The following is a 12,511-nucleotide window of genomic DNA, read 5'->3' on the forward strand; positions in this document are numbered from 1 at the left end:
AAAAAAGCTGACCTCCAGAGAGATCAGCTTTTTCAATGCTATTAAGCTTGCATTCTAGCTTCTTCTTGCACACCGTGTTTCTTCTCAGATTCTGAAACAACGACAGCACAAGCTGCATCACCAGTGATGTTAAGAGCGGTACGCGTCATATCCAATAGACGGTCAATACCGATAATTAGCGCAATTCCTTCGACAGGAAGGGATACTTGGTTCAACACCATCGCTAACATAATCAAGCCTACCCCTGGGACACCAGCGGTTCCGATACTAGCAAGAACGGCTGTCAATACTACCATAACAAGGGCACCAAAACCAAGCTCTGTTCCATAAACCTGGGCGATAAAGATGGTGGCCACCCCTTGCATAATCGCTGTTCCATCCATATTAATGGTTGCACCCAAAGGCTGGACGAAGCTGCTGATCGGTTTAGGAACATTCAAGTTCTCCTGTGCCGTTTTCATTGAGATCGGAAGTGTGGAGCTACTGCTGGATGTACTAAATGCGACAGTCATGGCTGGGAAGAACCCTTTAAAGAAAGCTACCGGGCTCATGTTTCCAAGGAACTTAACAGCAGAAGCGTAAGTTACAATGGCGTGTAAGAATAAGGCACCAATAACGACAATCATGTACATGAACATCGCTTTTGCACCTTCTAGCCCCATCGTTCCGATAGCGGATGCAAGCAATCCGAAAGCACCATAAGGAGCAAAGCGCATAATCAAGTTAACAAGATACATCATGATTTCGTTTCCTTGATCAATCAGTTTATAAATTCCCTCTGTTTTCTTACCTAAAATAGCGAGAGCGAGACCAATGAATATTGAGAAAGCAATAATTTGAAGCATGTTCCCTTCAGTCATAGCCTGAATAGGGTTGGTCGGAATAATGTTTGTAAAGGTTTCAACAACCGTAGGTGCTTTTTGTGATTCATATTCTGCACCTTGGGTATCAATATCGATGTTTCCCGGCTGGAAAATATAAGCCAATGAGATCGCGATACTAATTGCGATTGTCGTAGTCGCTAGAAAGAACGCAATCGTTTTTCCACCGATTCGGCCGAGCTTCTTAGGATCGCCTAAAGAAGCAGTTCCTAGAGTAATAGAGAAGAAGACGATCGGTACAACTAGCATCTTAATTAAGTTTAAAAAGACGGTACCAAGGGGACTGAATACATAAGTGTCTAGTGTGGTGAATACATCTGGAGCAGCAAAGTGCAGGGTAAGCCCGACGACTGCACCAAGAATTAGACCAATAAAAATCTTAGTCGTTAATTTCATGGCAAAACCTCCTATAAAAGATAAATAAATGAAAACGCTTTCCCGTGTTTTCTTTAAAAAAAGCTAAATTCTCTTATAAAATTTAAAACAAGCCCTTATAAGAAATATTGCTTCTTTAGATGCTAAATTGTTTCCGCTCGCTGGTGCTTAGATTGTTTTGCTTAAAAAGGGTAGAACTTGCTAATTATGAATTATAGCATACTAACTATAATTGAGGAATAGAAATTTTTGTAAAATTATGACTAACCTTCACATCTATTACTATGGTTTGAGGGCCCATTCACCTACCCTTATTTCATAAATCGACAAATGAAAAGAAGCTTCCCAAATAACTTTCAGGAAGCTTCATAAATTACAAGGTTGTGTAGGTCTTATTCATCATTTTATCGATTGATTAATACATTGTTCGAACTGAGCGATAATATCTTCTGCATCTTCAATTCCAATCGACAGACGGATGACATAATCATTAATTCCAATTTTCTCTCTTTCTTTTTCAGATAAGGCACGATGTGAAGTTCTGACCGGATACGAAACGGTTGTCTCTACACCTGCTAAAGTCGGAGCAATTTTAATCCAGCCTAAAGAACGGAAGAACTGCTCAATATCCACTTGATGATCAAGCTCAATGGTAACAATAGCTCCATGGCCTTGCTCCGATATATACTCAGGATAGTAGACTCGTTTCACAGATGGATTGTCTCGTAGTGCTTCCGCCAGTTGGTTTGCATTATCAGACTGCTGTTTCATTCGGAGGCCAAGCGTTTTTGCACCTCGCTGAGTCAGCCACGCTTCAAATGGACTTAAATTGGAGCCGAGAGCAACAACCTTTTCAGTCGCTTTCTGAATGAGCTCCTCTTCCCCGACTAGTACGCCGCATGTAACATCACTGTGGCCTCCAATGTACTTTGTTCCGCTATGTACCACGAGGTCGATCCCTTTTGTGTAAGGCTGTAGAAGATACGGTGTGGCAAAGGTATTATCGACCATCGTCTTGACCCCAGACTTTTTCGCTACATCTACCAATTCTGCAAGATTCTCTACTCGCAAAAACGGATTGGTAATCGATTCCGTATATAGTAGTTTTGTATTGGATTTGATGTCACTTTTGACTTTTTCCAGGTCAGAGAACGATACCATACTGACTTCAATTCCAAAGGTTTGCAGTTCTTTCGTGATCAGTTTATGGGTGCCTCCATATAGATCCTCGGCCGCCACGATGTGATCACCAGCCTTTGCAACAGCAAGAATTCCAGCAAGAATGGCTGACATCCCTGATGAAGTAGCTACTCCAGCTTCTGCTTCTTCAAGGTTTGCCACGGTCATCCCTAACTCGTCGGTGTTCGGGTTCTTTTCCCTGGTATAGAGGTAAGGACTTTTTCCTTCATAATAGCTTTCCATATGATCCAAGTCTTTGAACGTGAAAGCCGAGGTCTGATAAATCGGTGTACTCTTACTGTTCTGAATTTGTTCCTGGGCCGTTTTATGATGAACTACTTTCGTATTAAAAGATGTGCGAGTCATTGGAATTTCCCCTTCCCTTTCTCTCATTAATCAATGATTATATAGAGGTAATTTACAGTTTGTCAAAGTTTTTCGACATTTTCCGTAATAGCCTTGATAATAAATTGATAGTAAGCACGCTCATGCGGAACAAGATGGTCGATGGATAGAATACTAGAATTCTCAGTAAGTACTGACTTAAAAGGGACGGACCTCACCTCACCATTAACCAAGTCTTTAAATGAATAGAGTTCAACTTTTATTACATCCGCCACTTCTTCTCCTATATAAAAGCCTCGCCTTCCATCCCAAGCGTAGAGAAAGACTCTGCAAATTTCCCTGTCCTTCAAATTCCCATCGCTTAAATCCTGTTTAAATGTACCTGCTGCGATTAATTCCGAAGAAGAAACGTTTATCCCTATCTCTTCTTCTATTTCTCTTAGCCCAGCCATTACCACTCCTTCCCCCGCTTCAATATGGCCGGCTGCCGTTATATCATACAAGCCAGGAAATTCTTTCTTATCCTCTGCCCTTTTCTGAAAGTAGACAAAAATGCCTTCTTTATTCAATTCATAAAACCAGCATTGAAATGTTTCGTGCCAATCTCCGTCCCGATGTATGTCTTCACGGGATTTAACACCCATCGGTTGTTCCTCTTCATTAAAAACCGTCAGCTTTTCATTCATAATTTCCTCCTATATTTTTAAACACATAAAAATTTCTAACACGGTAACTCTATAACTATAGCTACTTCATCTTACCACGATGAAAAGCAAGGTTTCAGCTTAAGACACAGTAGGAATAGATAAATAAAGGAGTGATGAAGATGGAAGACAGAAGAACCCGAAGAGGAAAAGTCGAGCAAACCAATGAAGCAGCTGAAGTCTTCAGCCAGGCGATGAGATTCAACAAAGCGTTCGCACCGGATCAAAAAGCTAAGCATCTGGAAGACGATTCAGAAAGCGATGCGATGCTCCACCATTACTCAGATAAAGACAGCAAGTAAAGCCGTTCTCCGATTTTTGGAGAACGGGCTTTTTTTATTTCTACTACAAAATGGTCAGAATAGTCTGTTATGATAAGGATAAAGTCATGAAAAATTTAACAATTAACTGTCCGGAGTTTGTGACAGCAGAGAAAGGAACGGCTGCCTCATGCGGAGTAAATCCAAATGGATCGGTATCGTTGCCGTCCTCCTTGCTTTTGCAGTAGGTACGTATGTAATGACTGCAGATAGCGATCAGAAACTGACGTACTCAAAAGATTCAAAACCTCAACGCAAAGCAAAACCTGTAGATAAAGATCAATTGCCCATTCAATGGAATGAAGTGGATACATATACACAAGTGCAGGACTTTTTTGATGAATATATTCCTGGCCTACAATTAGCGAGGGAATACAACGTAACCACCACTATCAATCAATCTGCACCAATTCCTGGCAGAGACGGACGGATGCAAGTTAATGAAGTTTGGCATAGCGGTCACGTGATTCACATTTTCTACAGTATTGACCTTTCTGCGCTTATTGAAGGTGGCCCTCCCGGTGATGCTCCCTATCTAAAACAGATTTCGATAGAAGATAACGATGGAATAGAGGACCAGACGCTTCGCTCCTTTGGACAGCCGATACGATTTGAACAAGGAGTCATTTTTGAAAATCGATTATACACAGTGGTGCAGATCCCTCCAATCACAGAAACTAATAGCCCTCCTGGCAAGTGGGATCCTGAAAACACGATTCCTTTTGACCAAACCTTATCTACTCTATTTCAACTGGAGTTTGGAGGTCAGTCCTATCAACCGGACGCCATCCCAATCCACTATCAATATGATCCAGCCAAAAACATTTTGGGGACTTATACCTTTGATGATGCTTACAGCCAAGAGGGACTTATGGTCGAGCCTCTTGAGTTAAAGCTAGGCATCGAGTTCAGCCATATTAAACTGAAAATTAAAAGTGAACATGCACAATTCAATCGTTCCCTGGATGCCACCTTAATCACAGATGAAGATGAACATATCCCATTATCTTTATATCTTAGTGAGACGAAGCAAGAGGATGTCTATATCGGTTTTGTACGCCCTTTACGTTCCGTACCGCAGAAAGCCACCCTAAAAATAAGAAATATTCATCTCCGAAACGGTTCGTCCTATAGCTTTTCAGTCGATGTGTCTCAAATTAAAAATAAAAACCAGGAAAATCAGAGAATCGATAAAAAAGTCGCCGAAGCTTTTCAGACAAATGTTTACCTGAGAGAGATTTCAAGCCGAGGTGCAGCGGGAGTTGACTTAAGCTTAGCCTTTCGTCCACAGAATTATGAGCAGACGACTAAACTAATCGGTGTTTCCCCAAGCCCCTTAGATAGTGAAAGCTATGAACGCCCACAAGTCGTTCACTTAGAAAATGATAAGGGTGAAGCTACACAAACAGAATATGGTGGTTCAGAACGTAGCGCATTTATTACTATTGAAGAAGATTTACTGACAGGTGCTAACCAACTGGAAGTGACTGTAAAAGATATTGTATTTTCAAAGAAAATTGACCAAACGTTCGAAATTGACCTCGAATAGAAGAAAGGATGGCTAACTGACATCTATGCATATGAAAAAACAAAAGAAGTGGTTTATCGTTGCGGCTGTTTTTCTCGCATTCGCTATAGGCGCCTATGTCACCACTGCTGATCAAGAAGAAAAACTCCAATACAGTAAGGAAACAAAACTGCAGCGAAAAGCCAAAGCGGTCGAAAAGGAGAATCTTCCATTATCCTGGAGGGAAGTCGAGAGCGAAGAAGAGATAAAAGAATTTTACGAAGGTAAGATTAGAAGCCTAAAACTTGCTCGTGATAAAGGTTTAACGACTAAGCCGCAGGTTTCTACATCTGTTCAAAGGCGGGACGGTAGAATTCAAATTAACGAGTTATGGCACAATGGACGAGTCGTCCACATTCTTTATAGTATTGATTTATCTACCCTAGTAAGCGAGGAAAAGAATAAATATACTCGGCCTCCTTCTTTGCAGTCGCTTCAATTGGAGGCGGCAAGTCAATCAGAGATATCTGTTGAGACCTTTGGAAGACCCATTAAATTCCCGGAAGGAGTCATCTTTAAAAATCGTCTGTACACGTTCGCTCAAGTTCCTTCATTTACTGGGAAAGGAGTCCCAGAGGACAGAAATACCAGGTTTAAACCATTTGATAAGGAGTTAGCAACAACCTTCAATTTTCATATTAATGGACAAGCATTTCAAACGGAACCCGTTCCTTTACATTATATTTACAGCCCGGAGGAACATCACCTTGGCACGTACACCTTTAGCAAGACATATGAGGAAAAAGGTCTCATGATCCATCCTCTCGAGCTTAATATGGGACTGGATAAAAACACATTTACAATTAAAATCAGAGACAAAGCTGGTGCATTCAATCAAATGATTGAAGGAGCAATTTTGATGGGCAATGGCCAGAGAATTTCCCTGGCACCGGCACTAGAAAAGATCTCCGGAAAAGAAGGCGTATACGAAACAGAATTTTATACAAGCTTTGAAGGTAAGAAGCCCCCCGAAACAATTACCTTCAACCTTGAGCGAGTACATCTTGCAGGAGATGACTCTTATTCATTCGACTTGGAGGTTTCGGAAAAAGATTTAAATAACGCAAGCCGCAAGCTTGTTGATAAAAAAATTGCGGAAGCCAAGGGTACTGATATTATTTTAATGCAAAAGAATCAACACGGCTCGCGTAATAGCATGAATGTGCAATTAAACTTCCGCCCTCAGGATCATGAACAAGAAGAGGTGTTAGTATCTTCTTCTCCAGCATTTTATTCTAAAACTCCAGATCAGCGGCCTAAAAATGTCCACATTAAGAGTGACAACGGAAAGGCCGATAAAGTGCTGATGAGGGGATCAGGCGACTTCGGCTATTTCGACGTGAAAGAAGATTTAATCAAGGGAGCCTCAAACTTAAGCGTAACAGTCAAGAATGTACCTCACGCCAAAAAAATCAACCATTCTTTTGAAGCCAAAAAACAATAAAAAGTAAGAAAAGCAGAGGTACTAATCCTCTGCTTTTTTAAACGATTTGTTTTTTCTGCAAGAAATCCCTTACCGTTTCATTGAATATCGGCCAATGGGTAGCTGGAGTTTGATGATACGCACACTCAATGATCGCGAGCGTAGCGTCATGGCATTGGTTGTAATACTTCGCATGATAATTAATCCAGAACTCTTTATTCCCATATAGTACTAAGAGTGGTACAGTTAGCTGTTTCAACCGGCGGCTGCAATCAAAGTGAAGCGCTCGATTATAAAACTCATACCAGGCCTCGGGATCAGATTTTGCCATATGTTCGTTCAACTCACGTTTAATTTCAGGATCTCTGAAGTGAGAGTGACTAAGCAGCTTCGCTAAAGTTTCAGGACTTTTTCTTACCCATTCCATCCCCGCTAAAAATTCAAGGCGCAGACCGCCCGTATCTACCTTCGGGAAGCCGCCGGCAAGCACTACTCCGTTGACCCGATCAGGAAAGGTAAGCGCAAATTCCTGTGCGACCATCCCTCCGCACGAATAACCAACAATGACTGTTTTCTGAAGCTTCAAGTGATCTAACAACTGCCTGACTTCACGAGCATAAAAGCTGATATCAGGAGCTTTGGATATAACTTCGGAGTCTCCATTTCCGCTCAAATCCGGGAATATAACGCGATAATGTTTTGCTAATTCATGCTGCTGGCGAAATACTTTTCTTCCCATGCCTGGGGGATGAATAAAAATGATTGCTTCCCCGTTTCCCATATCATCATAAAAAAGTTGTTTTCCACCTTGACCTGTATAGTAAGGCATTTTCATCCCTCGCTCATCATTGATGGTATCTTAGGTTTTCCGCATTCCCCTGAAATATACAAGGAGGACGAGTCCAATTAAGGTGAATGTTAAATTGACACGTTTATTTTGTGAATCGTAAACTAGAGGTTGAGGTTGATTTTGGAAGGAGAAAGTTATGAAGAGTAAACTGTTGATTGTAACATTCGGAATTTTATCCCTCATTCTCGCAGCTTGTGGGTCCACAGGGCTTAGCGATACACTTGATTGGGAAGTCAAAGATTTCAAAGCCACTACCCAAGATGAAGAATCATTTTCTGTATCTGAGCTGGAAGGAAAAGTTTGGCTGGCCAACTTTATCTTTACTTCTTGCGAAACGATTTGTCCGCCCATGACACGCAATATGGCAAAGGTACAGGATATGTTGAAAGAAGAAGGAGTAGAGGCTGAAATTGTCTCCTTCAGTGTTGATCCTACAGTAGATACACCAGAGAAATTGAAGGAGTTTGGCCGAGAGCACGGAGCGGACTTTAGCAATTGGACGTTCGTGACTGAATATAAACAAGAACAAATTCAGAATTTCGCTCAGGAAAGCTTCAAAACGGTTGCTATGAAGACGGAAGGAAACGACCAGGTCACTCACGGCTCTTCCATTTACTTAGTTGGTAAAGATGGCAAAGTACTTAAAAAATATAAAGGGGACGTCGATGTACCTTACGAACAAATTGTCGAGGACGTAAAAGCGGCAAAATAAATAAGAAAGAACCCTCTGGCCATCATTTACTTACTGCCAGAGGGTTCTTTAATTAGACTGTATTAATCTTGTTGTTAGTTTTCCTGGGTAAAGCTTCCTTATCTGAAAACTTCAATTCGATATAATTTTGGAGGCTTTTTCCGTTAACCAGTACCAGGAAAGGTAGTCGAGGAAATCGCTCGCTTTCCGCGGGGATGACGGCAAGCTTCCTCGGTTTATCAACCTGTGGGATCTTGCCAGCCATATCATTCCCGCAGGAGTCTCACAATTTCCCCTCCCACCTTACGTTTGTATGGCTTAACGGAAGCACTGAAACAGAAACAACTTATTTTGACTCTTTATAACAATAGTACAGCAATTAATACCTGTAGGAACTTCATTCTAATGTTATTTTTAAGCTACTAATGCCATGAGGAATCCAACAAAGGCAGCCACTTGGATACAGAAACTCAATCTGAAAGAGTTCGTTAGCCTAATGTTGGATGGGATGCCTGGAAAATGATGAGACTCCCGCGGGAGAAGGAGCTAGGCGAGACCCCACAGAGAGCGTAGCGAACGAGGAGGCTTGACAGTTCCCCCGCAGGAAAGTGTTCAAATGCGGAATTGCCCTGGTAGACACGACTCGCATAAGCAGCACATAAAAAGGAATGGTCTCTTTCATTCCGTTGATGTGCTGCTTATGACGCGAGTGTCTGGGCGATGCAGCTGGCCGAATTATTTTCCAGGCATCCCTAACTCTTTTATAGAAGGAACCTACCACGAAATAAAGCCTTCAACACCTTGATACTTTACTATAAATTTTATGACTGTAAGCAATCTACAAAAACAAAAACTACTGTCTTATATAGCCTTTAATTAAATAAAGATGAAATGAAGTTGCTTAGTGAACGGAAAAAGCTTTGTACAGCCGATTTCAAGTTGTTCCAGAACCCTTCATCATTGACTAAGTCTTGAATGCTCCCTGTTAAATCATCTAATTGGTTACGCACTTGATCGAAGTCTATATTCAGATTCCGCATTTGTTCAAATAAATCCGTCAATCGCTGACGATCTTCAGGGCTGAGCTCTATATTCAGTGAATTAAGCTGTTCTTCCACAATTTGCTCGACTTCTTCCCTTGTTGCAGGGTCCTGCTCAGCAATGGCTTTCTTAATTTCTGTCAGCAACTCGCTAATTTTATCCTTGTCAATGCCTTCTTCTTCAGCAATGGATGTGGCAACGTCCAACTCTTTGCTTGCCACTTGCATTCTTTCCTCATCAAGTTTTACGCCTTTAGCATCGTAAGCTTTGTAGATCCCCGTAAGAGCGGAGTGTCCGCTAACCTTTACAGAAGAGGCTACAAGAACCTCTGCATTTTCTACCCCTGCGGTTAGAAGTGCATTGGAGTACATTTCTTTCGTTACCTGAGTAATGTTGTCTGGTGTTACAATATCTATCGTGAGCCCTGCACCGTTTTCTTTATGCAGGATCTTTACTGAAGAGTACATATTAGAATTCGGATTTCCTCCGATGTAGTTCGCTAAATCTTGGCCATTGACCGTAAACTCATCCACCTGGTCATGTTGATCGACCTTCAGAAGGTCTGCTACTTCTGATTTTTGTGAATCAGATAGAGCTTCTCCGTAAACGACAATCGGCAAACCTAATTTCTCGTTGATGCCCTGATCATTGGTTGAAGCATGACTTACTTTCAATCCAGCAAAACTGGAAACGAAAAGCATGACAAGCGCGAGAATGGTTACTAGTTTTTTCATAGATCTCGACCCCTTATAGTAGAATCAAATTTCGTTTAACCTTATGCTAAACTTAACGACTATTATACATAACTTTCTTAAATGTACATCGATAATTCGCATCATTTCCTATCAATCACAATCAATATACGATAAACAGCATTCGCAAGTTTCAATTTTTTTATGAGGGCTGTGTTCGTTATAATAATTTTCTTTTAAAAAACAGGCTGAACCACCGGTTATTAAGCAAGATCTTTTATCATTAGGTAACAAATTTTATGTATAACTATTGAATGGAAGTGACTCTATGAACATTTTCAAAACAATTGGACTTTATATTTTTGCGGCAGGCTTGTTCTATGCCGGTGTAACCCACTTTATTTATGATCATGGTTTTGCACGTATGCTCCCAGGTTGGGTGCCTCTAAAGCTTATTATTGTCTATGTAACGGGTATTACGGAATGGCTGTTAGCTTTGCTTCTAATCTTTCCTCAGACAAGAAGAGCGGCCGGGTTTGGCACGACTGCTTTTTTGGTACTTGTTTTACCTGCAAATATTTATGCAGCCATTTATGGAATTCCAGCCCCATGGAGTGAAGAAACGCCACGTCTCGCTCTTTGGATTCGCCCTTTATTCCAGCCGCTTCTTATATGGTGGGTTCTTGTTGTGTCCAAACATTCGAATCGTCAAAAAGGGTTTGATACACTATAACTAGCCCAACAAAAGGAGGAACAATATGCGTTTAGAAAATAAAAAAGTCATCGCACTTGTCAGCCAGGACTTTGAAGATTTAGAACTATGGTACCCGCTCCTCCGCCTTCAAGAAGAAGGGGCAACAGTTCACCTGGTTGGTGAAGAGGCAGGAAAAGAGTATGGAGGAAAATACGGGGTTCCGGCAAAAGCAGATTACTCTTTCGATGATATCAACCCTGCCGATTACGATGGAATTCTCGTCCCAGGAGGATGGTCCCCCGATAAACTTCGTCGTTTTGACAAAGTCATCGAAATGGTCCGCCATATGGACGAACAGAGAAAACCAATCGGACAAATTTGCCACGCAGGATGGGTGCTGATTTCAGCTGATATTTTACAAGGAAGAAAAGTTACAAGTACCCCCGGTATAAAAGATGATATGAAAAATGCCGGTGCCACTTGGTACGATGAAGCCGTAGTTCAAGACGAGCATATTGTCTCTGCCCGCCGTCCACCTGATTTACCACCTTATGCAAAAGCCTATGCTGATTTACTAGCTGAAAAAAAGTAAAGGTTTAAGCAACTATCACTTTCCAGGTGAAGGGTGCTGAAAAAAGACGAAATCACATATGATTTCGTCTTTTTTTATTGCCGTACGACGACACCTCTTACTGTCTGCTATTCCTGCAGAAGTCTTTCGTTCTCTTCCCCTCACATGATTGAATAACAGGGTGCATTAAGACTGGAATTTTCACCTGTAAAAAAGTTTTTATCTTGGCTTAATGTCAGTGCAACCTTGTTACAGAATTCTTCTGTTAGACTGGGATTGGTTTGAAAGGCGTGTTGAAATGATCAAGTAACATAACAGCTGACTAGAAAACGATCATTTAAGAAACCGATTTATAGACAACCTGAATTTTCACCTGTCTTTCAAACTGTCAACTTCAGCAAGAATCTGAGCAAGGAGGAATTCAATTGTACAAGTCTAAATCAGTCGCACGAAAATATGTGGTTTCATCTGCGTTGGTGGCCTCGATGGCGTTTTCTCCAGCCTTAAGTGAAGGGGTTTTTGCAATGGCCGATTCAGATGCTGTAGAACAACCCGATTCTAGCGGTTCATTAGAAACAGATGCTCTTAATAAAGGAGATCGTGGCCGGGATGTCACGGCGTTACAAACGGAACTTGAATCTCTTGGTTATTATACATATAACCTTGATGGTCTGTTTGGTCCAATCACAGAAGATGCAGTTGAAGACTTTCAAAGAGACCAGGGACTTCAGATTGACGGTATAGCCGGACCTGAGACCATGGAGGCACTTTCCTCTGCAGAAGCATCTTCAGAGGACTCTGAGAGTGTGTCAGTTTCGCAATCCGAAGTGGTTTCCATTGCGAAAAATTTGATCGGCACACCATATGTATGGGGCGGAACATCACCAGACGGTTTTGACAGCAGCGGCTTCATCCAGTATGTGTTCAATCAAGCTGGAGTCGACTTATCACGAACAGAACGTGATATGTGGAAATATGACGGGGAACAGATAGAATCTCCATCCATTGGTGATGTCGTCTTTTTTGAAGGGACCTATGATGTGGAAGGAGCTTCACACAGCGGAATTTATATCGGCAACAATCAAATCATCCACGCTGGAAGCGACGGTGTAGAAATAAGTGATCTCAGTTACGACTATTGGCAAGACCATTACCTAGGCGTAAAATCATTTAAATAA

At 41.5% G+C, this 12,511-nt stretch carries 12 protein-coding genes; 7 read left to right on the forward strand and 5 right to left on the reverse strand.

Annotated elements, in window-relative coordinates; genetic code table 11:
- Nucleotides 1-41: 41 nt before the first annotated feature.
- From HM131_RS19755 to HM131_RS19765, 3 genes are all read right to left on the reverse strand, one after another.
- Entirely contained in the window at nucleotides 42-1,277 is a 1,236-nt protein-coding gene (locus HM131_RS19755) for a dicarboxylate/amino acid:cation symporter (protein WP_085031451.1), read from the reverse strand.
- 378 nt (nucleotides 1,278-1,655) lie between these two features.
- Nucleotides 1,656-2,801 carry a trans-sulfuration enzyme family protein gene (locus HM131_RS19760; protein WP_085031453.1) on the reverse strand — a complete coding sequence of 382 codons (1,146 nt, stop codon included), beginning with the start codon at nucleotides 2,799-2,801 and terminating at the stop codon, nucleotides 1,656-1,658.
- Between the two features lie 62 nt (nucleotides 2,802-2,863).
- Nucleotides 2,864-3,466 carry an NUDIX hydrolase gene (locus tag HM131_RS19765; RefSeq protein ID WP_085031455.1) on the reverse strand — a complete coding sequence of 201 codons (603 nt, stop codon included), beginning with the start codon at nucleotides 3,464-3,466 and terminating at the stop codon, nucleotides 2,864-2,866.
- A gap of 140 nt (nucleotides 3,467-3,606) precedes the next feature.
- Between HM131_RS19765 and HM131_RS19770 the strand changes: the two genes are divergently transcribed.
- From HM131_RS19770 to HM131_RS19780, 3 genes are all read left to right on the forward strand, one after another.
- Nucleotides 3,607-3,786, forward strand: coding sequence for a hypothetical protein (locus HM131_RS19770; RefSeq protein WP_085031457.1), 180 nt, complete (start codon nucleotides 3,607-3,609; stop codon nucleotides 3,784-3,786).
- Nucleotides 3,787-3,934: 148 nt separating this feature from the next.
- On the forward strand, nucleotides 3,935-5,353 hold the full coding sequence (locus HM131_RS19775; protein WP_085031459.1) for a hypothetical protein: 1,419 nt from the start codon (nucleotides 3,935-3,937) through the stop codon (nucleotides 5,351-5,353).
- Between the two features lie 25 nt (nucleotides 5,354-5,378).
- Nucleotides 5,379-6,815 (forward strand): hypothetical protein, encoded by a 1,437-nt coding sequence (locus tag HM131_RS19780; RefSeq protein WP_085031461.1) that lies wholly within the window; start codon nucleotides 5,379-5,381, stop codon nucleotides 6,813-6,815.
- A 37-nt stretch (nucleotides 6,816-6,852) separates the two neighbouring features.
- Here the strand turns inward: HM131_RS19780 and HM131_RS19785 are convergent, their stop codons facing one another.
- Complete coding sequence (locus HM131_RS19785; protein ID WP_085032140.1) at nucleotides 6,853-7,623, reverse strand: alpha/beta fold hydrolase; 771 nt, start codon at nucleotides 7,621-7,623, stop codon at nucleotides 6,853-6,855.
- Nucleotides 7,624-7,780: 157 nt separating this feature from the next.
- Here HM131_RS19785 and HM131_RS19790 point away from each other — a divergent pair, with 157 nt between their 5' ends.
- Entirely contained in the window at nucleotides 7,781-8,356 is a 576-nt protein-coding gene (locus HM131_RS19790; protein ID WP_085031463.1) for an SCO family protein, read from the forward strand.
- A gap of 851 nt (nucleotides 8,357-9,207) precedes the next feature.
- Here HM131_RS19790 and HM131_RS19800 read toward each other — a convergent pair.
- Nucleotides 9,208-10,110 carry a DUF1002 domain-containing protein gene (locus HM131_RS19800; protein ID WP_085031467.1) on the reverse strand — a complete coding sequence of 301 codons (903 nt, stop codon included), beginning with the start codon at nucleotides 10,108-10,110 and terminating at the stop codon, nucleotides 9,208-9,210.
- Nucleotides 10,111-10,396: 286 nt separating this feature from the next.
- On the opposite strand from HM131_RS19800, the gene HM131_RS19805 reads away from it, so the two are divergent.
- The 3 genes from HM131_RS19805 to HM131_RS19815 all read left to right on the forward strand — a co-directional run bounded on the left by HM131_RS19805 (nucleotide 10,397) and on the right by HM131_RS19815 (nucleotide 12,511).
- Nucleotides 10,397-10,801 carry a DoxX family protein gene (locus HM131_RS19805; protein ID WP_085031469.1) on the forward strand — a complete coding sequence of 135 codons (405 nt, stop codon included), beginning with the start codon at nucleotides 10,397-10,399 and terminating at the stop codon, nucleotides 10,799-10,801.
- A 25-nt stretch (nucleotides 10,802-10,826) separates the two neighbouring features.
- The gene (locus HM131_RS19810) at nucleotides 10,827-11,354 is read left to right on the forward strand and encodes a type 1 glutamine amidotransferase domain-containing protein (protein WP_085031470.1); all 528 of its coding nucleotides are present in this window, start codon (nucleotides 10,827-10,829) and stop codon (nucleotides 11,352-11,354) included.
- Nucleotides 11,355-11,758: 404 nt separating this feature from the next.
- Nucleotides 11,759-12,511: a C40 family peptidase gene (locus tag HM131_RS19815; RefSeq protein ID WP_085031473.1), complete on the forward strand. Its 753-nt coding sequence runs from the start codon at nucleotides 11,759-11,761 to the stop codon at nucleotides 12,509-12,511.

This window comes from Halobacillus mangrovi (genome assembly GCF_002097535.1).
Lineage (GTDB): Bacteria > Bacillota > Bacilli > Bacillales > Halobacillaceae > Halobacillus > Halobacillus mangrovi_A.

Bases quoted from the DNA above. Each gene is read 5' to 3' on its own strand.
- HM131_RS19790 (WP_085031463.1), top strand. From the start codon at position 7,781: ATGAAGAGTAAACTGTTGATTGTAACATTCGGAATTTTATCCCTCATT.
- HM131_RS19770 (WP_085031457.1), top strand. From the start codon at position 3,607: ATGGAAGACAGAAGAACCCGAAGAGGAAAAGTCGAGCAAACCAATGAA.
- HM131_RS19755 (WP_085031451.1), bottom strand. From the start codon at position 1,277: ATGAAATTAACGACTAAGATTTTTATTGGTCTAATTCTTGGTGCAGTC.
- HM131_RS19810 (WP_085031470.1), top strand. From the start codon at position 10,827: ATGCGTTTAGAAAATAAAAAAGTCATCGCACTTGTCAGCCAGGACTTT.
- HM131_RS19775 (WP_085031459.1), top strand. From the start codon at position 3,935: ATGCGGAGTAAATCCAAATGGATCGGTATCGTTGCCGTCCTCCTTGCT.
- HM131_RS19805 (WP_085031469.1), top strand. From the start codon at position 10,397: ATGAACATTTTCAAAACAATTGGACTTTATATTTTTGCGGCAGGCTTG.
- HM131_RS19765 (WP_085031455.1), bottom strand. From the start codon at position 3,466: ATGAATGAAAAGCTGACGGTTTTTAATGAAGAGGAACAACCGATGGGT.
- HM131_RS19800 (WP_085031467.1), bottom strand. From the start codon at position 10,110: ATGAAAAAACTAGTAACCATTCTCGCGCTTGTCATGCTTTTCGTTTCC.
- HM131_RS19780 (WP_085031461.1), top strand. From the start codon at position 5,379: ATGCATATGAAAAAACAAAAGAAGTGGTTTATCGTTGCGGCTGTTTTT.
- HM131_RS19760 (WP_085031453.1), bottom strand. From the start codon at position 2,801: ATGACTCGCACATCTTTTAATACGAAAGTAGTTCATCATAAAACGGCC.
- HM131_RS19785 (WP_085032140.1), bottom strand. From the start codon at position 7,623: ATGCCTTACTATACAGGTCAAGGTGGAAAACAACTTTTTTATGATGAT.